Source organism: Methylotenera sp. N17 (genome assembly GCF_000799155.1).
Taxonomy (GTDB): domain Bacteria; phylum Pseudomonadota; class Gammaproteobacteria; order Burkholderiales; family Methylophilaceae; genus Methylophilus.
In genome coordinates, this window is the sequence record NZ_JUGE01000001.1 from 1 (window position 1) to 19,714 (window position 19,714).

Sequence of the window (19,714 nt, forward strand, 5' to 3'; positions counted from 1 at the left end):
ATGATGAGCAACAAGCCAACACCGGTTTGGTTTTGGCCAAACAGGTGCATCATCAGCAATATAAAGCCGATATCAATAATGACTTGCGTGGTGAGACTGATTTGGAAGCCAGTTTTCTTTAGCCAGTTAAGCACAACAAAAATCACGCTCAATACAAAATAAATCAGCAGAACTTTGGTGGTGAAGATTGGCTGCTCTAGGCTGAGGCCACCGCCACGCATGAGTATTTGCGTGAACAGTAACACTGAGGCAACTGTTAGCCGATAAAAATTAAATAGTTTGAGATTGCGTCGTTTGGACGAAGTGAGCCAATCGTTAAAGCTGGGAAGCGTTTCTAATTGCATATGGATTTAAACGCTAGTGTTTGCAAGGCTGTTGTTTACAAACGGTTTTTGCATCAAGCTGCGTGCTTTCACTTTCTGGGATATGTGTACCACACAAAACGCATTGCACGATGCGCTCTTCGCCAGGCTGCGTAGACTGCTTTGGTTGCGGATGTTGGCTATTCCCTAAAAAGGCCGAGAACCGCTTGATGATCACGTACAACAGTACAATCAACACAATTAAAAACAAAATTCTAGCCATGGCATATCCCTAATCGAATGTAATGATTGTAACGAAAACCTTACAATAGAACAAAAACTAAAACTGATATACTAACGAACATTGCAATTAGCGAACATTGTATTTAGTCCTCACACAACCAATCTCCATGGCGAGCTCCCAAGAATTATCTGATTTTCTGCGCGATGTAGAGCGCCGTGCCTATAAGCAGACGGTGTATGCCGTGCGCGACGAGCACGCAGCACTAGACATTGTGCAAGATGCCATGCTTAAATTAGCTGAAAAATACGCAGCCAAGCCGTTAGAAGAATACCCCATGTTGTTTCAGCGTATCTTGCAGAACACCATGCGCGATTTTTGGCGTAGACAAAAAGTACGTAATTTGTGGACTACGTTACTCTCCTCTTTTGGGAGTCAAGAAGACGGTGAAGAACGTGATCCATTAGAAACGATTGATGTTGAAGACGACACGGATAATCCGGTAGAGCAGTTGCAGCGTAGCCAGACCATTGCCATCATTGAAAAAGCGTTAGAAAAGCTTCCACCACGTCAACGCGAAGCCTTTGTGCTACGTTATTGGGAAGATATGGATGTTGCAGAAACAGCGGAAGTCATGGGCTGTTCTCAAGGCAGTGTAAAAACACACTGCTCGCGTGCCGTGCATGCGCTAGCGCAGATGCTGGAAAAGCAAGGGTTAGGAGCAAGAGTTATTATCAATTTAGGAGTAGAGTCATGAGCCAAATTCAAGACAATACAGATCATTCACCGTCAGAAGAGATGCAAGGCAAAGCGATAGCAGGCTTGTTAAATAGCCGTGCGCAGCAGCTAAGCATGCGTACGCTCAAGCGATTGGAAGAAGCGCGCATGGCTGCTGTACAGCAGCATGCCAGCCAGTTGTCCGGGTATTCTGTGCACCAGAATGGCACGCTCTCGACTTGGTTCTCATGGTCGCAACATCCAAGACTCATTAGCGCAGGTGTGCTGTGTGCAGCTTTAATCGTCGGGCTGACATTGACGCAACACATGAATCGACAAATTGAAAATAGCGATGCGTTTTTATTGGGATCGGAATTGCCACCGGAAGCGTTTGTAGATAGGGGATTTGAACCATGGCTCAATGCCAAAGTAGAACTTTAACTATTCAACATAACCAATTAAAACCAAATAAAGCACACATCGTCGTTGGGTTGTTTGTCTCATGGTTATTGTTATCGCTGATTGCGTTTCAACACGCGCATGCTAATGATGAAGGCAAAACCTATGTGGTGATGGGTGATATTGGTGCGATTAAAACCAATATCGCGGACAGTTCCGGCGCTAGCAAAGTGACATGGGCACAATTGACCCCAGAACAAAAGAAGGTACTGGCGCCGCTAGGCGCTGAGTGGGATACCTTGCGCCCTTGGCAACGTGAGAAAATGCTAGACATCGCGCGTGATTATCCCAAAATGGATACGCAAAAACAGGAGCGGGTACAGAAGCGTTTGGTGAGTTGGAGCCGTATGACACCGTATGAGCGTGAAAATGCACGTAAACGTTACCAGCAGTTCTATAATTTGAGCCCGGAAAAAAAGGATGAACTCAGGCAGAAGTGGGCAGAGCACCAAAAACTACCGGAGGCGCAACGGGAAAAGCTACGGCAAGGCTCATCGGAAATCGAATACGACCCAGAGTTTGATTAGTCCAAGTGATAACGCTAGGCGATAAAACCCGCATCATGCGGGTTTTTCTATTCACACTATAAACTTTTGATATACAACACAATATGCAATTAATTCTGAAAAGACTCATGGCCTGCGTGTATGAGCTCCTTATCCTTCTAGCGCTATGGATGCTACTGACGTGGCTGTTTGTCAGTGCTTTCGGTGATGCTACACATGGCCTAAAACATCTGTTATTACAGGCTTTGTTATGGCTAATGACCGGATTGTATTTTGTAGTTTGCTGGGTAAAAACTGGGCAAACACTGGCCATGCAGGCCTGGAAAATGAAGGTCGTAGGGTCGGACGGTCAGTTATTGACCTTGCAGCAAGCCAGTGTCCGGTATCTTTTGGCTTGTCTATTGACGATGGCATTTGGTATTGGTTTGCTCTATATGTTGTTCAATCAAAAACGCTTGTTTTTGCATGACCGCATATTACATACGCAATTTGTGCTGCTAAATAAATAGCTAGCAGACTGCAAGGTTAACGGTGTTCTATCCACACAATCATGGCGAGGCCCGCCGCCAAAAATAGTAGTGTGGGCGTAATGGCGCTGACCATTGGTGACCAGTCATTCAGTACGCCCAAATGCACAAACACGCGGTTCATGATTTGATACAGCACACCCAATAAAATACCAATAAAGATTTTGGTGCTGGTGCCGCCGGCGCGTTGCTGCAAAAAGCCAAATGGCAATGCCAAGATAACCATGACCACGCAAGCCAACGGGTAGGTCATTTTTGCCCACAAGGCGACTTCATAGCGTGTGGTTTTTTGATTATTACGGCTTAAATGCTGGATAAACGAATACAGATTCCACGCCGACATTTTTTCTGGCAACACCAGTAACACGTTGAGTAGTTCTGGGCGAATGAGAGACTTCCAATTGGCTTTGTCAAAAAATGCGGTTTGTACCGAATTTTCTTCAAGCTTCTTTTGATAATTAAACTGCGTTTGTGTGACTTCCTTTAAGCCCCATTTGTCGTCTCTGTAACTTCCTTGTTTGGCATTGCTGATGCTACGTAACCTAAATTTCTCATCAAATTCATAGATGTGCACATTGAGCAAGGTTGCATCTGGCAACACAGTTTCTACGTTGACAAAACTTTTGCCGTCTTTAATCCATAGGCCTGACTTAAAGTCTTGTGCCACAACAGAGTCGGTCGCTTTAATGCGCATGCGCTGCGCCATTTTTTCGCTAATCGGCGCAATGAGTTCACCGACTAAAAAAGTGATGACAGTAAACAATAGGCCAATTTTAATCAGTGCGTAGCCAATTTGCTGTAATGATAAGCCGCTGACTCGCATGACAATGAGTTCGGAGTTGCCACCCAAAGTGCCTAGGCTATACATCATGCCAAGCAGTACCGCGACTGGCACTACTTCGTAAATATGGCCTGGTACGCTCAGCAATACAAACACCAGCATATTGTTAATGCCGTAATTGCCGCGCCCAAGACTATCAAGCTCTTGGATCAAGTCAAAGAATGAAAACATGGCGAGTAGCCCGAGCATAATCATCAAAATGCTGAAGCTGGTTTCTTGCCAAAAATAACGGTTAAAAATATTCATGACATTAATTAATGGGTAGAGCTAAGCGCGCGCTTTTTAAACCATTGTGGTAACAATGGCAATAAATGGTTGCGGCGATAGAATAAATAAAAAGTGAGTGCCAGAAATGTGAGATGCACTGGCCATAATCCAACAATATGCGAGATTCTGTCTTGTGTAATCCAGGCTTGGAAAATACTCAGTATGTTGTTGTATACAATAAAAATCAGCAGCGCAAACATAATGTTCAATGAGCGCCCGGCGCGTGGATCTACAAAGCTCAGTGGTATGGCAAGCAATACTAAAATAAACGCAGAAATCGGGATCGCTAATCGCCACTGCAATTCTGCTTTGTCGGCAGATTTATTGTCGGTGAGCAGAGATTGCGTGGACTTGCCTTGGGTGGTGTTGGGTTCCGGTGCCGATTCTTTGGTTTCGATACGGATGGCATAGCGTTCAAATTCTGTGGTGGAGACTTCTGCGCTATTAAGCTTGCTTTCGTAGCGGCGGCCTTTTTCCAGCACTAAAAAGTTATCTCCATTTTTGTCTTTTTCGCGGTTGCCTGAGGCTGCTACAATGACCCCGGTTTTTTGATGCTGTGTGGTTTGCGCAAAAATGTTTTTAACTTCAAATCCAAGCTTATCAAAGCTCTCGACAAAATAGATACGGTCACCATTGCGCGATTCTTTAAACACTCCAGGGCTGACCGAAGACAGCTCATCGCGGTTTTTAAGCTGCACACGATACTCTTCCGCTTTTTGCGTGGCCCATGGCATAACCAGTAAGCTAAGCAGCGTAATAATTAAAATGACAGGCAGTGCAAAGCTGAGTATGGGGCGCACCCATTGGTTAAGCCCCAACCCGGCGCTAAACCAGATCACCATTTCGGAATCGCGATGCCAGCGCGTGAGTGTAAGCAATACAGCCAGAAAAATGGCCAATGAGAGAATCATCGGCAAGAATTTAATCATGTTAAACCCAAGCAAAGTGCCAATCGCGTCGTTAGGGATAAAGCCCTTGGCTACAGAGCGCACCAAGAATCCGGCACGTTGCGCAATCACAATGCCTAGGAGAATCAAGAAAATGCCACCGGCTGTGCTAATCAGCTCTAACGACAATGATTTTTTAAATATTTTCAATTTGAACGCCGCGCTTTGAATTCAAGTCAAAACGCTAGATAATTAAGGTTGATGATGAATAATTTAATGGATTAAGGATAGATATGGAATTTAGCATAAAAAACGGGAATCCTGAAAAACTGCGTACGGATTGTTTGGTAGTGGGGGTGTTTGAAGGGCGTAAATTATCCGACAGTGCAAAGCAGGTGGACGAAGCCGCCAACCAGGCGATTAGCACAGTGCTGAAATCCGGAGATATGGAAGGCAAGCTGGCGTCTACGCTGGTGTTGCATCAAGTACCCAATGTGGTGGCTACCCGTGTGTTGCTAGTGGGCTTGGGTAAAGCGGCAGAGTTTACAGAGCGTCATTATCGCCAAGCGGTACGTGCTGCCGTTAAGGCGTTGCCTAAAGGCGTGCAAAATGTGGGGTTCACCTTAACCGAGCTCAGTATTAAAAAATCAGACATTCAAGCCAAAGTGGCGCATTTGGTAGAGACCGTGCTGGGCGCGACCTATATAGTGAATGCCATTAAAGAGAAAAAGCCACAAGAGCACGCGTTGGATAAAGTGATTGTGCAGGTAGAGAAAGCGGAAACTACAGCTGCTGAACATGCCGTGAATAGCGGGCTGGGCATTGCCAAAGGTGTGCGCCTTGCCAAAGATTTAGGCAATTTGCCACCCAATATTTGTACGCCTACCTATTTGGGTGAACAGGCCAAAAAGTTAGCCAAAGACTATGGCTTTAAGGTAGAAGTATTGGATAAAGCGCAAATCGAAAAATTGGGCATGGGCTCATTTTTGGGTGTGGCGCAGGGTAGTTTAGAGCCGCCAAAATTAATTGTATTGCAGCATCTCAAAGGTAAAAAGAGCGAGAAGCCAGTGGCGCTAGTGGGCAAAGGCATCACGTTTGATACCGGTGGTATTTCACTCAAGCCAGGTGCAGAGATGGATGAGATGAAATATGACATGTGTGGCGCTGCCAGCGTGTTGGGTACGTTTAAAGCGATTGGCGAGCTGGATTTGCCGTTGAATGTAGTCGGTATTATCCCGACTTGCGACAATATGCCGAGCGGCAATGCATTGAAGCCGGGTGATGTGCTCACTAGTATGGCTGGCCTGACCATTGAAGTATTGAATACCGATGCCGAAGGACGCCTGATTTTATGTGATGCGTTGACCTATGCTGAGCGCTTTGAGCCGAGTGCCGTGGTGGATATTGCTACATTGACTGGCGCTTGTGTGATTGCATTAGGTAACCATGCTAGCGGTTTATTTAGCAACAATGATGGCCTTGCCAAAGAACTATTGGACGCAGGCGAGAAATCGTATGACCGCGCATGGCATATGCCGCTTTGGGATGACTACCAAAGCCAGTTGGACAGTAACTTTGCCGACATGGCAAATATTGGTGGACGTGCCGGCGGTAGCATTACTGCTGCGTGTTTCTTATCACGCTTTGCCAAAAAATACGATTGGGCGCATTTGGATATTGCTGGTACCGCATGGAAATCAGGTAAAGAAAAAGGCGGCACCGGCCGTCCAGTACCTTTGCTGACGACCTTTTTGATGCAACGTGCACACAAAACTAAATAACCGAGCACACAAAATAGATCATATAGACAGGTAAGTGAATGACGAGTATCGGGTTTTATTTTAATGTGGCGGATAAGCCCTTGCTCGTCAATCAACTGGTGCAAAAAGCATTACGGCAACACCGTCAAGTCACGTTATTTACGGCAGATGAAGCGACTGCTAATGCATTAAGTGATCAGATATGGCAGTTTGAGCCAACAGCTTTTAATGCTAATGTGCTGGCAAACCATGCACTGGCACAAGCCACGCCAGTATTGGTGGAGTGGCAAGCACAGCGGGTGCAGCAAGATGACCTATTAATCAATTTACAACCCATGCAGTTGACGATGTTCAGCCGCTTCAAACATTTATTCGAGTTGGTGGGATTGGATGAGCTGGATAAAGCTGAGGCACGTAAGCGCTTTGCCTTTTATCGCGACCGTGGATACGACATTAAATCAGTTGATATGTTGAAAAAATCCATATAAATTGGGTACATTCAATGAAGTGTGTAAGAAAGTAATGTGTGGATACTCAAGAGATTCCCGTCTTAACGGAAGTGTATAAAACCAAATCGGTCAAATCAGTGCCAGATGTGATTGAGGTCACGCCAGAACTGCGTCAAATGATTGCGAATGAGCTGAGGCCGCTCATTACACAAGAGGTGATTGAGACACTTACCCCAATATTAGAAGCGCGGATTACAGAAACACTTAGCCAGCAATTGTTGGCAAGCTTATCAGCACAACTCAACACACAAGCAACGGCAATTACACATCAGGTGTCTGATGATGTGACGGCAGAGGTCACCAGACAAGTGGCCGAGCAGCTGCAGCAAGAAGTGATTTTGCCTATGCAAGCTACGTTATCGTCTAGCTTAAGTGAGCAACAACACGCCAGAGTTGCTTTCGAGCACACGCTCACTGAAAAGCTACAACACGACCATGACGAGTATGCACAAGCCTTGACGACGCAATCGCAAACATTGTTAGCGTCTGCAGAAGATGCGTTAAGCCATAAAGTGACGGAGCTGAGTGAGGCAGAAATTGTGCGTGTTGAAGCAGCCTCACGTGCGCAGATTGTCGCGCTGCAAGAAGAGGCCACGGCTAAGCTGAAAACGCAGATTGCAGATAGCGAAACAGCTTCAGAAGATATTTTTAAATATGCCGTGAATGCCTATTCAGAGCAAACACAAACTCGGTTATTTGAAGAGATTGCTGCGCAACAAGAAAAATTCACGCAAGCGCTTGAGCAGTATGTGCAGCAAGCGCAGTCTGAGATGCAAACGACATTGATGGCTGCTGTACAAACGCATGTAGGCACATTCATGCAAGAAGAGGTTGCACAGCATCGACAAAGCGCCATCAGTGAAATCAATGTGTTTTACCAAGATAAACTGGCTGAGTCGCAAGAAAGTGCCTCACAGCTAGCGCAGACTTTAGGGCAGGAGTTAGTGCAAACGCTATCGACCTATGCCAATACGCTGACTGAAGACGCCAATCAGCATTTGAAAGTTTCTCAAGAAACACTGATTGCCGAGGCATCTGAGCGTATCCGCTTACAGGTAGAGCAAGAGCTAAGACACAGTGCTGATACGGTGCGCCAAGATTTTAACCATGCCTTAAATGCAGATTTGCCTGAGATTCAATTGCTATTGTCACAACAGGTAGAGCGCATGCTGGATGTGGAGTTGCCAGTGTTTGAAAAAGCGTTGTTGGTCAAAGCAGAGGAAGAGCTGGTCAGCATGTTGGCGCGCGTCACACTGACCCTGCCAAAACAGGGTTAATTCAAAACGGCCTGCGCACTAGGCCGTTTATAAATCGTTAAGCGTCAACCAGTGCTTTGTAAGCGGTCGCCGAGAGTAATGTGCTCGCTTGCGTGGCATCGCTGGTCTCGAACTTAAAAATCCAATGCGTATATGGCTTGTCGTTCAGATTTTCTGGCGATTGCAGTACGCTATCATTGATTTCAATGACTTTGCCATCTAATGGCGCATGTAGATCCGAGCCTGTTTTGACCGACTCCACCAAGCCGCAAGGTTTCCCTGCGCTAATCGCTGTGCCTACCTTGGGTGGGTCAACAAACACCACATCACCCAGCATGTCTTGCGCATAATCGCTAATGCCAGCCAGCCAAGAGCCATCGGGTTGTGCTTGTGTCCACATATGTTCGTTGGTGTATAGCAAATGATCAGGAAATTTCATGAATTTATTTTTCAAATGAACGGTCTGATAATTTTGCCATAAAGCAACCTACATAAACATAGCGTTGCTAAAAAACAAAAAACACTCATTACTTAATAATAATTTTACAAATCACATGTAAAGTATTGACAATAAATGAATTTTGATTAAAATTAGACTCAAGTTGATTGACTGTATACGGTGCCGTAATGAAATATTTTCTCAAACATTTAACGTTGCTATACATGGTGGTTGGGCTAGCGCTCACACCGTTACAAGGTGAGGCTGCAAGTAAAAAGCACCGTAAAGCTTCTACAGTCTCTTCTGTAAAGCATAAAGTATCATCCAAATCTTCGCGTGCTAAAGTGCAACGCGTTACCCGCTACAAAGCTTCACGCGTGAATGTGAAGTTACGTAAGTCTTATTCTATTAATCAGGCCTATGCGTATGCGCCTGACAATTACGATGGTATTAGCCCGCTGAATTTAGCTTCAGCCAAAGCATTGGTCATTAATCAGAATACCAATGAAGTGATTTATGCCAAGAATACCAATGCGCCAACGCCGATTGCTTCCGTTACCAAACTGATGACGGCAATGGTGGTATTGGACTCTGGTGCTAATTTACTGGAAGAAGTTGCCGTCACCAATGAGGATGTCGATTACTTAAAAGGCACTTCTTCAAGATTGCCTATTGGTACACGTTTGAGTCGCCATGAGCTGATGCACCTTGCCTTGATTGCTTCTGAGAACCGCGCTGCCTCTGCGCTCGCTTCTACTTACCCAGCGGGTCGCGCACAGTTTATTCGTGACATGAACCAGAAAGCCATGAGCTTGGGTATGGTCAATACACATTTTTCTGACTCAACCGGTTTGGATAGCAGTAATGTCTCTACGGCTGAGGACTTAGCGAAAATGGTCAATGCGGCTTACCATTATGATGAGATTCGTAATATCAGTACGATGTCTTCTTACGATGTGAATTTGTCCAGCCGCTTAGCGCACTTTAACAATACCAATAGTTTGGTACGCAATAGTGATTGGGTGATTGGTCTATCTAAAACTGGATTTATCAACGAGGCAGGGCGCTGTTTGGTCATGCAGGCGCAATTGGCAGGTGAGCCGGTGATTATCGTGCTACTGGATTCTTATGGAAAATATTCCAGAATTGGTGATGCAAACCGTGTGAGAAAATGGATTGAGCATAATACCGAAGCAAAACCTACGCAGGCGCAAGATGCGGATGTGGTGCCCGTGACTTTAGGTCAAACAGCTACTATCTCAACCGATATTAACTAGAGAGATTTATTGGCGGGCGACTTTCATTTAAGTATGGTTGATTAAACTAAGCCAGGGATATCTCTATAAAAAGACCCATAAAAAAACACGCTTAATAGCGTGTTTTTTTATGGGTGAAAGTGAGGTGCTAGAGAGCCATTAAGCTGCGTCCGATTTTTTAGTCGCAGCTTTCTTTGTCGCGGTTTTTTTAGCGCTGGCCTTTTTTGCAGTCGCTTTTTTAGCGGCCCCTGCTTTTATGATTGTTGCAGTTTCTGTTTTGGTGGTTTTAGCCGTCGTTGTTTTCTTAGCCGTCGTCTTTTTGGTACCGGTTTTCTTCGCAGGTGTTTCTTTAGCCGCTTTTTCTGTCAGCAGCGCTAATGCTTCTTCCAAGGTTAACTCTTCTGGTGTAACGCTCTTAGGCAGTGTGGCACGCACTTTGGCATGCTGTACATATGGACCATAACGTCCTGCATATACTTCAATACGCCCCTCTCCACTTGGGTGCGGGCCTAAGTCAGCGATAGGTGCAGGGCCAGTGTTGGCCGCTGCAAGCAATGTCACAGCACCGGCTAAATCAATACTAAATACGCTTTCTGATTTTGGAATAGATTTGAATTTGCCATCATGGTTCACGTAAGGGCCAAAGCGACCAATGTTAGCGATAATCTTTTTACCCGTCTCCGGATGTTGTCCTAGATCACGTGGTAATGACAGAAGCATATTGGCAATATCAATATTGACGTTGGCGAGTGGCACCTCTTTAGGAATGCTGACGCGTTTTGGTTTTTTCTTTTCACCTTCTACTGCAACGCCCACTTGTAGATAAGGACCATAAGGGCCATTCATTAAGTAAATCTCTTTGCCTGATTCAGCATCCGTACCAATAGTCACAGGATCAGAGCCTGCTTGTGCGGCACCATTCATGCTGCGTTTATAATCACATTTCGGTTCTGCGTTGTAGCCGGTACAGCCAATAAAGGTACCAAATCGGCTAAGCTGTTTTTGCAACTGTCTGCCACATTTTGGGCAAAGCTCATCAATTAGCTCATTGCCCGGTCTGTCTACATCGGCTTTGTTGATGATCTGTTGGTTGAATCCTTGCCAGAATTTATCCATGACCGGAATCCAGTCACGATTGCCTTCGGCAATTTCATCCAGCTCATTTTCTAGTTTGGCCGTAAAGTCGTAATCCACATATTGCGTAAAGTGTTCAGTCAAAAACTTGTTCACCACACGACCCACATCGGTGGGCGTAAAGCGTTTTTTATCCAGCAATACATATTCACGGTCTTGTAATGTGCTGATAATACTGGCGTAAGTGGAAGGGCGGCCTATGCCATACTCTTCAAGCGCTTTCACCAAGCTGGCCTCTGAGTAGCGGGGTGGTGGCTCGGTAAAATGTTGATCGCCATAGATTTTTTCGACGTTGAGTACTTCACCAGTTTCAAGATGCGGTAATTTGGCTTCACTTTCTTCTTCAGCGTCATCGGTGCCTTCCATGTACACCGCAATAAAGCCAGGGAACACTAAGGTTTGGCCAGATGCACGGAATAATGTGGCATCGGTACCCACGGATAGGTCTACGCTCACTGCATCATACTTGGCCTGTGTCATTTGGCATGCCAACGTACGTTTCCAAATCATTTCGTACAATTTGAATTGTTCATCATTCAAGTATTGACGCACACTAGCTGGGCTGCGGAAGATGTCAGTGGGGCGAATCGCCTCATGCGCCTCTTGTGCATTTTTGGCTTTGGTTTTGTACATGATGGGCGATTTTGGCAAGTAATCTGCCTCAAAATTCTTCTTCACGTAATCGCGGATTTGCATCACGGCTTCTGCCGCCAAGCTGAAGGAGTCAGTACGCATGTAGGTAATTAAACCCACTGTACCGCTGCCTACATCAATACCTTCATACAATTGCTGGGCAATACGCATGGCACGGCTGGTAGTAAATCCTAGCTTCCTCACTGCCTCTTGTTGCAATGTAGAGGTGGTAAATGGTGCAGCAGGGCTGCGGCTGCGTTGTTTTTTCTCGACACGGCTGACGGTGGTTTTGCCAGCAGAAGCAATGAGTAATTTACCCACAATATCTGCTTGCTGGTCATGATTAATCACGCTGAACTGCTCGATTTTTTCGCCATTTAGCTGAATCAACTTAGCATTAAAGCGGTGTGCGTGCTTAAGCGCATCCAAGTGAATAGACCAATATTCTTGCGAGGTAAACGCTTCAATTTCTAGCTCGCGCTCCACTATTAAACGCAAGGCTGGGCTTTGTACGCGACCTGCAGATAACCCACGGCGGATTTTTTTCCACAGCAGCGGCGATAAATTAAAGCCTACTAAGTAATCCAATGCGCGGCGTGCTTGTTGCGCATTGACCAAGTTCATGGCGATATCGCGTGGATGATCAATGGCGTATTTCACGGCCGTTTGTGTGATCTCGTTAAATTCCACACGTTTGAGCAGCTTGTTCTTGAGTAATTTTTTATCTGCCAATATCTCTGCGATATGCCATGAAATGGCTTCCCCTTCGCGGTCCGGGTCGGTTGCCAGGTAGATGCTGTCTGCAACTTTCACCGCTTTGGCAATGGCGTCTACGTGTTTGCTATTTCGGTCGATGATGTCATATTTCATCGCAAATTGTTGTGTAGGATCCACCGCCCCATTTTTTGGAATGAGGTCGCGCACATGGCCATAAGAGGCCAGTACTTCAAAATCGCTGCCTAAGTATTTTTTGAGCGTTTTTGCTTTGGAGGGAGATTCAACAATGAGCAGTTTAGACATTTAAACCTAGGGTGTAAGGGTTGTGGTAGATAATAGCAAGCTAACTGCCGGATAGACAACATCAGGCGGGTATAAAGTCTATAAAAACCAATGAAGCGATAAAAAAATTAATTAAGATTGTATCTTTCTAGCAAATTCAATGCGTTTGCCGTCATCAGTCGCAATGTTCAGCGCAGCGCCTTCGTTGGCAATATCACCAAATAGCGGGTCTTCGTCCTCTGGCTTGGCTTGACTCAGGTTTTTAAAATCATACAAATCAAAATCGGTGAGGTGCGATGGCTCTACATTACCAATCGCACGGAAAATATTGTTGATGCGCCCAGGTTGCTCACGCTCCCAAAGGTTAAGCATGTCTTTGACTTTTTGGCGCTGTAGATTTTCTTGGCTGCCACATAAATCACAAGGAATAATTGGGAACTCCATTTGGCGTGCATAGCTCGCAATGTCTTTTTCAGCGCAATAAGCGAGCGGGCGAATCACCATAAACTGGCCGCGGTTAGTCGCAAGTTTAGGCGGCATGGCTTTCATTTTTGCACCAAAAAACATATTTAAGAACAGCGTTTCTACAATGTCATCACGGTGATGGCCTAGCGCAATTTTGGTTGCACCCAGCTGCTGCGCAGTGGTATAGATAATGCCGCGACGTAAGCGCGAGCAAAGGCTGCAGGTGGTTTTGCCCTCGGGAATCTTTTCTTTGACGATAGAGTAAGTGTCCGCTTCCACGATGCGGTACTCAACGCCTAGTTTTTCAAAATACGCAGGCAGAATATCTGCTGGAAACCCAGGTTGTTTCTGATCCAAATTCATGGCAATCAGCTTGAAGTTGATCGGTGCGCGCTCTTGCAGTGCTAGCAGAATCATCAACATGGCGTGACTGTCTTTGCCACCGCTCATACAGACCAGCACGGTGTCGCCTTCCTCAATCATGTTGTAATCGCCAATGGCCTTGCCGGTGGCGCTGATGAGGCTGTTGCGTAACTTAATAAAGTTATTGGAGTGGTTGTCTGGTAAGTGTTTAATCATGTGCGCTAATTATTACTGTAGTTACTCATTATAACGTGCGGAGGCGTTAATAGAGCTTTTGAGGGCTATATTTTACGCTGTTGTGGGTGTTTAAAGCTTAACAAGTGCTTGAATTGCCTCAAATATTTAAAAATTAACAATCATTTACTTTTGATTCTGAATAAGCAAGCGTTTAATGGGCAGTTAAATTGCGTAGTAATGATGGTAGGGGTTGGCAATATTCACTCAACGCACGCCATGGGTTTGTGTGGCGACTTTAAGAATAAAAATATTATGGTGAGTTGGAAGGCGTACTTAACACTAGGCGCATTGGCTACTTTATTGATACCGTTCTCGGCTCAGTTTGGTATGCGCGATACCTTGTATTTTACGATTGTTTTCTATAGCTTACTTTGCGCTGGCTGGGGCGTAAACCATTATCAGCCAAAAGTGCGTAGCCCGTGGATCTATTATGTAGTTGCTATCGCATCACAATGTCTTGGTGCGTTGATTCAAGCGAATAGCGACGCGAGCGGTGCATTTGGTACACACATTTCAATTGCGGATGGCTTTCTCTTGCTAGGTCACCTGTGCATGGTTGTTGCGCTTTGGCAATTTGCCAGCAAACGGCATCGAGAATTTCCAAAGTACGGATGCTTCCAAGGCTGGATTTTGGCCACCAGTTTGATTCTGATCGGTTGGCAGTTTCTATTTTTACCTACCATTGTCCGCTACGGATTTTCGATTGATCGCCCGCAGATTTTTAGAATGGTGTACCCCACCCTGTCTTATGTGGAAATTGGCATGTTGCTTTGGGTGTGGATCAGTAGCCATGCCAATCAATCAAAAGCATTTATTTTACTGGTCATGGCGACATTTTTTTTTGCCGCTGGGGAGTCTTTATTTCACGGAACCAGCCATAGCCTAGCTGTGCCCAATGATTTGAATTTAATGCTGTGGTTATTTGCTTATGTCATGTACGGTGCAGTAGCGCTGCACCCGGAAATGAAGCAATTGGCGGTGCCCAAGCGGAGCGAGGAAAGCAGCCATGTCAGCAATGTGCTAAGCCTGTTATTGCCTTTGGTGTTATTGCTCCCGGTCACATTGCTCATTATTTATTTTAAAGCGCTACATCCGGCCACTATTGGCATATTGGGTGGTTTCTTTTTAGTCATTGTGGTTGGCTGGTATCAGCTGAGCACCTCCATGCAAAACATCATCCATGTGAAACGGCAATTAGAACAACAAAATAGAACGGACTACCTCACTGGCATCCCGAATCGTAACCATATGGAACATGTGGTTGGTGCTAGTCTTTATCAGGCAGGTAAGCGCCATTATGGTGAAAACGGATTGCTGTTGATTGATATTGATGGCTTTAAATCGATTAATAATATTTTTGGATTTGGTATAGGAGATGCGATTCTCAAGCACATTGCAAGGCATCTGTACGCTGAGAGTGTGAAGCGCGAGCACCACTTTGCCAGGGTGGATGGTGATGAATTTACACTGCTGATGCTGAATGTAGACAATAGATGTGCGATTGAGGCGCAGGCGTGGCAGATTCATCGCTTGTTGGATGACCCGATTAACATTGATGGCGTGACGGTGAAGGTGACATGTAGCATTGGTGTGTCGATTCACTATGCACTCAAGCAAGCAAACTTTGCCACTATGCTCAAAGAAAGCGAGCGCGCCTTGGTGTGGGCAAAAGAGAATCAGTCCCAAGTGGAGATTTACGATAAACGTAAAGATATTGTTGAAGATAAAAGCTGGGTGTTAACCGAGTTTCGTCATGCGATTGCTGCGCATCAGCTAGAGGTGTTCTACCAGCCTAAAATTCAGGTTGATAGCCAAACCGTGATGGGGGTAGAAGCGCTGATTCGCTGGCATCATCCTGAGCGGGGATTGGTCATGCCATGTGTGTTTATGCAGCAAATCGAGGCGACAGACCTCATTCATCATCTGTTTACATTGGTGCTCAATGACACCACCAAGCAATGGCCGGCTTGGCAAGCGCAAGGGTTGTGTATCAGCATTGCACTGAACGTGACAGCGAGAGATCTGATTAATTTTGATTTGGTCCATGAAATTAAAACAGCGCTTGAACAAAATCACATGCCGGCAAATTATCTGGAAATTGAAATTACCGAATCGAGTGCGCTTTCTGATCCGGCACGTGTCAAACATGTGTTGTCAGGTTTAATGGCATTGGGGATTAAAATCAGTATTGACGACTACGGCACCGGCTATAGCTCCCTGCTGTATTTGCAGCAGCTTCCATTGCATTGTCTTAAAATTGACCAGCAGTTTGTGCGGGAGATGCGCCATGATCAGGCCAGTGCGGCAATAGTGCGATCTACCCTAGAGTTAGCAAAAAATCTCAATATAGAGGTCATTGCCGAAGGGGTGGATGACGTTTGGGTCTATCAGCAACTCAAAGCATTGGGTTGCTATGGTGTGCAGGGGTTTCTATTTTCGCAAGCAGTGGCCGCTGCAAGGGTAGTGGAAGTTGTACAAGTCATTCAGGCTGCAGAGGTTTAAGCGGATGCAGGGATGTTTACAAGTTTAAACTTCGTCCGCCATCCACAGCCAATACGTGGCCGGTGACAAAAGGCGCATCATAAATTAAAAATTTAACGGCTTTGGCAATGTCGCTAGGGTTGCCAATACGTTTTAATAAAGTCTGAGAGATCACGCGCTGCCGATACACTTCATCAAACTGCGGATTATTTTCGGGCCATTGTACTGGGCCAGGTGCGACTGCATTGACGCGCACCTCTGGGCTCAACTCCAAGGCTAATGATTTGGTTAAGGTCACCAACCCTGCCTTGGCTACGCTGTATACCACATAGCCTTTTTTCGGGCGCTCAATGTGCATGTCGGTAATGTTCACAATGGTGCCACCCTGTTTGCGTAACTCCGGCGCTGCTGCTTGTGCAAGAAACATCGGTGCTTTGAGATTGCTACCAATTAAATCCAACCAGTTTTCCTCATTAATCTGACCGATTTCCGTGGCATAGTAACTGGAGGCATTGTTAATCAATACATCCAGCCGGCCAAAATGACGGATAGTCTCACTGACTAGGCTGGAAACAATTGCGGCGTTGAGTAAATCGCCCTGAATAATTGCGGCACTGTTAGGGCGCTGTAGATTAAACTCTGCTTGTAGTGCACGTGCCTCGGCCTGGCTTTGATTGTAGTGAATCATTAACAGCGCACCTTGAGCATGCAGCTCGCGGCAAATGGCTGCGCCAACGCGTTTGGCGCCACCGGTAATCAACACCACTTTGCTTGTTAAATCCACTTGGTTTTCTAAATTAGAATGCACGGTTTACTCACTTCTTAATCACTCACATTATAATAGGGAATGGCTTCTCTACCTATTCCGCCCGCGCAGGCGCAAACGCAAAGCGCACAACTGCAATCACGCATTCGCAATACGATCCACGCACAGAATGATTGGATAGATTTTGCTACCTTCATGCACATGGCGTTGTATACACCTAACCTAGGATATTACAGCGGCGGCGCTAAGAAGTTCGGCATTGGTGGAGATTTTGTGACTGCACCGGAAATTTCTCCTTTATTTGCGCGTGCACTTGCTAAGCAAGTTGCACAAGTACTGACAGCTACACAGGGCGATGTACTGGAGTTAGGTGCTGGCACTGGTAAATTAGCAGCCGATTTGCTGCTGGCCTTACATGCGCTACAGGTACTGCCTCAGCGGTATTGTATTCTTGAAGTAAGTGACTACTTGCGTGAGTTGCAGCGTAAAAACTTGCAACTCTGGTTGCCAGAAACGCTGTTCAATCGCGTGGTGTGGTTAGATGCTTTGCCTAATCAAATACGCGGTATGGTAATAGGGAATGAAGTGCTAGATGCGATTCCCGTGCATTTGGTGGGCAAGCAAGCTGGCGTCTTAATAGAGCGCGGCGTCAGTTGGCAAGATGATTTAGGTCAGCAAGGTCACTTGGTTTGGCAAGATCAACCATTAACAATGGGCGCGCTATTTGAAACGGTGACCAAGCTGGATTTTCCTGACAATTACATGACTGAAGTTGCGCCAGCCGCAACGGGTTTGATGCTCAGCCTCGCTGATCGATTGGAACATGGTGTCATTTGCTGGGTAGACTACGGTTTTGGTGCACGTGAGTACTATCACCCACAACGCAGTACAGGCACATTGATGTGCCACTACCAGCATTATGCGCATAGCGACCCACTGATTTATTTGGGGTTGCAAGACATTACCGCGCACGTTGATTTTACAGCGATAGCCGAAGCGGCTGTCTCGCGGCAGTTGGCTGTCATGGGTTATGTCAATCAAGCCAGTTTTTTAATTAACTGCGGCATATTGGACTTACTTGCCGAAGTTTCTCCCAGTGATATGGCCACTTATGCGCCGATGGTATCAGCAGTGCAAAAGCTGCTCTCGCCTGCAGAAATGGGAGAGTTATTTAAAGTGATGCTGCTAGGTAAGGGTATGCAGATGCCGTTAATAGGTGCCACACAAGGCGATAAAAGGCACATGCTCTAGTATAATGTGCGCCATGACGCAAACACCTAATACCCCCAACACCCCTGAATCCACTGAAGAACAGGCATCGCATCGCCGCATCCGTAGCTTTGTGCTGCGCCAAGGGCGGCTGACCAAAGGTCAGGAGCGTGCGCTGGAAACAGGCTGGCCAGTCCTTGGCATTGATTACACGCCGCAGCCGCTGGATTTAGCACAAACGTTTCAACGTGAGCACTCCCCTAAAATTCTAGAGATTGGTTTTGGCATGGGTGAGAGCTCGGCCAAAATTGCACAAACCCTGCCGGAGCGTGATTTTTTGGCCGTAGAGGTGCATACACCTGGCGTGGGGAGTTTGCTTAAACTGATTCAAGAGCAGGCCATTGCTAATATTCGTATCGTGCAGCACGATGCAGTTGAAGTGCTACAAAATATGCTGCCTGAGCAAAGCTTGGATGGGGTGCATATCTTTTTTCCAGATCCATGGCATAAAAAGCGCCATCACAAACGCCGCTTAATTCAGGCTGAGTTTGTTAAGCTGCTGTGCAGTAAGCTGAAAGTGGGTGCTTACATTCATGTGGCAACAGACTGGCAAGAGTACGCGGAGTGGGTGTTAGAGGTGCTAAACGCAGAGCCGATGTTGAAAAACACGGCGGAAAGTTACGCAGAAAAACCTAGTTATCGGCCTTTGACCAAATTTGAAAATCGCGGCATTCAATTAGGCCATGGGGTTTGGGATTTGATTTTCAGACGTATCTGAATTGTCTGAAAAAAACCAGTGCCCCAATACTTTTTCAGCTTCTTCCACGCCCTGTTTTTTCAGGCTGGAGAATAATTGCACGGTGATATTGTCCCCCCAGCCTTCTTTGAGCTCTTTACGCACCTTGTTCAAGGTAAGCGTTGCTTCGCTGCGGGATAATTTGTCTGATTTTGTTAATAGTACATGCACGGGTCTTCCGCTTGGGGAAAACCAATCCAACATTTGACGGTCTAGTGGCGTGAGTGGATGGCGGCTATCCATGACTAGTACTAATCCAGCTAGGCTGCTACGCTCGCTTAAATAGCGCGATAATACGCTTTGCCAGTGGTTGCGCATGGCTTCTGGTACTTTGGCATAACCATAGCCGGGTAAATCTACCAAATGTTTATCGTTGCCTAGCGTGAAAAAATTGATCAGTTGTGTGCGGCCAGGTTGCTTACTCACAAACGCCAAACGGTTGTGGTTGGCCAGTGTGTTTAATGCGCTCGATTTTCCTGCATTAGACCGGCCAGCAAATGCCACCTCTATACCACTTGCGGGAGGTAAGTCGCGTAAGTGATGTGCGGAAATAAAAAAAGCAGCGTTTTGAAAAATAGGCATGATAGATAAGCATTGTTTTAAGGCCGAATGCTATCACGAACAAGGGATTTTTGATAAAATATTCAATTAATTAAAACAGTTA

At 46.0% G+C, this 19,714-nt stretch carries 19 protein-coding genes and 1 pseudogene; 11 read left to right on the top strand and 9 right to left on the bottom strand.

Annotated features, from left to right (window positions below):
* Positions 1–344, bottom strand: a pseudogene (locus tag FG11_RS00005) (sensor histidine kinase); the annotation flags it as partial.
* Positions 345–357: 13 nt separating this feature from the next.
* On the bottom strand, positions 358–585 hold the full coding sequence (locus FG11_RS00010; RefSeq protein ID WP_047532455.1) for a PP0621 family protein: 228 nt from the start codon (positions 583–585) through the stop codon (positions 358–360).
* Between the two features lie 127 nt (positions 586–712).
* Here FG11_RS00010 and FG11_RS00015 point away from each other — a divergent pair, with 127 nt between their 5' ends.
* The 4 genes from FG11_RS00015 to FG11_RS00030 all read left to right on the top strand — a co-directional run bounded on the left by FG11_RS00015 (position 713) and on the right by FG11_RS00030 (position 2,734).
* Positions 713–1,300: an RNA polymerase sigma factor gene (locus FG11_RS00015; RefSeq protein ID WP_020183584.1), complete on the top strand. Its 588-nt coding sequence runs from the start codon at positions 713–715 to the stop codon at positions 1,298–1,300.
* A complete protein-coding gene (locus FG11_RS00020) occupies positions 1,297–1,701 on the top strand; it encodes a DUF3619 family protein (protein ID WP_020183585.1) in 405 nt (134 codons plus the stop codon). The genes FG11_RS00015 and FG11_RS00020 overlap by 4 nt, the downstream gene beginning before the upstream one ends.
* On the top strand, positions 1,674–2,246 hold the full coding sequence (locus tag FG11_RS00025; protein WP_200884550.1) for a DUF3106 domain-containing protein: 573 nt from the start codon (positions 1,674–1,676) through the stop codon (positions 2,244–2,246). Before FG11_RS00020 ends, FG11_RS00025 begins: the two co-directional genes overlap by 28 nt.
* Before the next feature lie 83 nt (positions 2,247–2,329).
* On the top strand, positions 2,330–2,734 hold the full coding sequence (locus tag FG11_RS00030; RefSeq protein WP_047532459.1) for an RDD family protein: 405 nt from the start codon (positions 2,330–2,332) through the stop codon (positions 2,732–2,734).
* A gap of 16 nt (positions 2,735–2,750) precedes the next feature.
* Here the strand turns inward: FG11_RS00030 and lptG are convergent, their stop codons facing one another.
* Both lptG and lptF read right to left on the bottom strand, forming a co-directional pair.
* Complete coding sequence (gene lptG / locus FG11_RS00035) at positions 2,751–3,839, bottom strand: LPS export ABC transporter permease LptG (RefSeq protein ID WP_025223623.1); 1,089 nt, start codon at positions 3,837–3,839, stop codon at positions 2,751–2,753.
* An 8-nt stretch (positions 3,840–3,847) separates the two neighbouring features.
* The gene (lptF, locus tag FG11_RS00040) at positions 3,848–4,957 is read right to left on the bottom strand and encodes an LPS export ABC transporter permease LptF (protein ID WP_047532462.1); all 1,110 of its coding nucleotides are present in this window, start codon (positions 4,955–4,957) and stop codon (positions 3,848–3,850) included.
* Positions 4,958–5,040: 83 nt separating this feature from the next.
* Between lptF and FG11_RS00045 the strand changes: the two genes are divergently transcribed.
* From FG11_RS00045 to FG11_RS00055, 3 genes are read left to right on the top strand one after another with little or no spacing between them, the layout of a single operon-like run.
* Positions 5,041–6,528, top strand: a complete 1,488-nt coding sequence (locus FG11_RS00045) for a leucyl aminopeptidase (protein WP_047532464.1) — start codon at positions 5,041–5,043, stop codon at positions 6,526–6,528.
* 38 nt (positions 6,529–6,566) lie between these two features.
* Complete coding sequence (locus FG11_RS00050) at positions 6,567–6,995, top strand: DNA polymerase III subunit chi (RefSeq protein ID WP_047532471.1); 429 nt, start codon at positions 6,567–6,569, stop codon at positions 6,993–6,995.
* A gap of 38 nt (positions 6,996–7,033) precedes the next feature.
* On the top strand, positions 7,034–8,293 hold the full coding sequence (locus FG11_RS00055; protein WP_047532474.1) for a hypothetical protein: 1,260 nt from the start codon (positions 7,034–7,036) through the stop codon (positions 8,291–8,293).
* Between the two features lie 37 nt (positions 8,294–8,330).
* On the opposite strand, the gene gcvH is transcribed toward FG11_RS00055, so the two are convergent.
* Positions 8,331–8,711 (bottom strand): glycine cleavage system protein GcvH, encoded by a 381-nt coding sequence (gene gcvH, locus FG11_RS00060; RefSeq protein ID WP_047532476.1) that lies wholly within the window; start codon positions 8,709–8,711, stop codon positions 8,331–8,333.
* A 188-nt stretch (positions 8,712–8,899) separates the two neighbouring features.
* Between gcvH and FG11_RS00065 the strand changes: the two genes are divergently transcribed.
* A complete protein-coding gene (locus FG11_RS00065; RefSeq protein ID WP_051086425.1) occupies positions 8,900–9,988 on the top strand; it encodes a serine hydrolase in 1,089 nt (362 codons plus the stop codon).
* 138 nt (positions 9,989–10,126) lie between these two features.
* Here the strand turns inward: FG11_RS00065 and topA are convergent, their stop codons facing one another.
* A complete protein-coding gene (gene topA / locus FG11_RS00070) occupies positions 10,127–12,754 on the bottom strand; it encodes a type I DNA topoisomerase (RefSeq protein ID WP_047532478.1) in 2,628 nt (875 codons plus the stop codon).
* Between the two features lie 111 nt (positions 12,755–12,865).
* A complete protein-coding gene (gene ttcA, locus FG11_RS00075) occupies positions 12,866–13,777 on the bottom strand; it encodes a tRNA 2-thiocytidine(32) synthetase TtcA (RefSeq protein ID WP_020183596.1) in 912 nt (303 codons plus the stop codon).
* Between the two features lie 198 nt (positions 13,778–13,975).
* Here ttcA and FG11_RS00080 point away from each other — a divergent pair, with 198 nt between their 5' ends.
* On the top strand, positions 13,976–16,300 hold the full coding sequence (locus FG11_RS00080; protein ID WP_047532480.1) for a putative bifunctional diguanylate cyclase/phosphodiesterase: 2,325 nt from the start codon (positions 13,976–13,978) through the stop codon (positions 16,298–16,300).
* Positions 16,301–16,316: 16 nt separating this feature from the next.
* On the opposite strand, the gene FG11_RS00085 is transcribed toward FG11_RS00080, so the two are convergent.
* Positions 16,317–17,087 (bottom strand): pteridine reductase, encoded by a 771-nt coding sequence (locus FG11_RS00085; RefSeq protein WP_020183598.1) that lies wholly within the window; start codon positions 17,085–17,087, stop codon positions 16,317–16,319.
* Between the two features lie 39 nt (positions 17,088–17,126).
* Here FG11_RS00085 and FG11_RS00090 point away from each other — a divergent pair, with 39 nt between their 5' ends.
* Together FG11_RS00090 and trmB are read left to right on the top strand one after the other, a co-directional pair.
* On the top strand, positions 17,127–18,296 hold the full coding sequence (locus FG11_RS00090) for a class I SAM-dependent methyltransferase (RefSeq protein ID WP_047532482.1): 1,170 nt from the start codon (positions 17,127–17,129) through the stop codon (positions 18,294–18,296).
* Positions 18,297–18,309: 13 nt separating this feature from the next.
* Complete coding sequence (gene trmB / locus FG11_RS00095; RefSeq protein WP_052185058.1) at positions 18,310–19,032, top strand: tRNA (guanosine(46)-N7)-methyltransferase TrmB; 723 nt, start codon at positions 18,310–18,312, stop codon at positions 19,030–19,032.
* Here trmB and yihA read toward each other — a convergent pair.
* Positions 18,991–19,632 (bottom strand): ribosome biogenesis GTP-binding protein YihA/YsxC, encoded by a 642-nt coding sequence (gene yihA, locus FG11_RS00100; protein WP_047532486.1) that lies wholly within the window; start codon positions 19,630–19,632, stop codon positions 18,991–18,993. The two genes, trmB and yihA, sit on opposite strands and share 42 nt — an antisense overlap.
* Positions 19,633–19,714: the final 82 nt, after the last annotated feature.

Bases quoted from the DNA above. Each gene is read 5' to 3' on its own strand.
- FG11_RS00065 (WP_051086425.1), top strand. From the start codon at position 8,900: ATGAAATATTTTCTCAAACATTTAACGTTGCTATACATGGTGGTTGGG.
- FG11_RS00050 (WP_047532471.1), top strand. From the start codon at position 6,567: ATGACGAGTATCGGGTTTTATTTTAATGTGGCGGATAAGCCCTTGCTC.
- FG11_RS00010 (WP_047532455.1), bottom strand. From the start codon at position 585: ATGGCTAGAATTTTGTTTTTAATTGTGTTGATTGTACTGTTGTACGTG.
- FG11_RS00090 (WP_047532482.1), top strand. From the start codon at position 17,127: ATGGCTTCTCTACCTATTCCGCCCGCGCAGGCGCAAACGCAAAGCGCA.
- yihA (WP_047532486.1), bottom strand. From the start codon at position 19,632: ATGCCTATTTTTCAAAACGCTGCTTTTTTTATTTCCGCACATCACTTA.
- ttcA (WP_020183596.1), bottom strand. From the start codon at position 13,777: ATGATTAAACACTTACCAGACAACCACTCCAATAACTTTATTAAGTTA.
- FG11_RS00020 (WP_020183585.1), top strand. From the start codon at position 1,297: ATGAGCCAAATTCAAGACAATACAGATCATTCACCGTCAGAAGAGATG.
- topA (WP_047532478.1), bottom strand. From the start codon at position 12,754: ATGTCTAAACTGCTCATTGTTGAATCTCCCTCCAAAGCAAAAACGCTC.
- FG11_RS00045 (WP_047532464.1), top strand. From the start codon at position 5,041: ATGGAATTTAGCATAAAAAACGGGAATCCTGAAAAACTGCGTACGGAT.
- trmB (WP_052185058.1), top strand. From the start codon at position 18,310: ATGACGCAAACACCTAATACCCCCAACACCCCTGAATCCACTGAAGAA.
- gcvH (WP_047532476.1), bottom strand. From the start codon at position 8,711: ATGAAATTTCCTGATCATTTGCTATACACCAACGAACATATGTGGACA.
- lptG (WP_025223623.1), bottom strand. From the start codon at position 3,839: ATGAATATTTTTAACCGTTATTTTTGGCAAGAAACCAGCTTCAGCATT.
- FG11_RS00015 (WP_020183584.1), top strand. From the start codon at position 713: ATGGCGAGCTCCCAAGAATTATCTGATTTTCTGCGCGATGTAGAGCGC.
- FG11_RS00025 (WP_200884550.1), top strand. From the start codon at position 1,674: ATGGCTCAATGCCAAAGTAGAACTTTAACTATTCAACATAACCAATTA.
- FG11_RS00030 (WP_047532459.1), top strand. From the start codon at position 2,330: ATGCAATTAATTCTGAAAAGACTCATGGCCTGCGTGTATGAGCTCCTT.
- FG11_RS00080 (WP_047532480.1), top strand. From the start codon at position 13,976: ATGATGGTAGGGGTTGGCAATATTCACTCAACGCACGCCATGGGTTTG.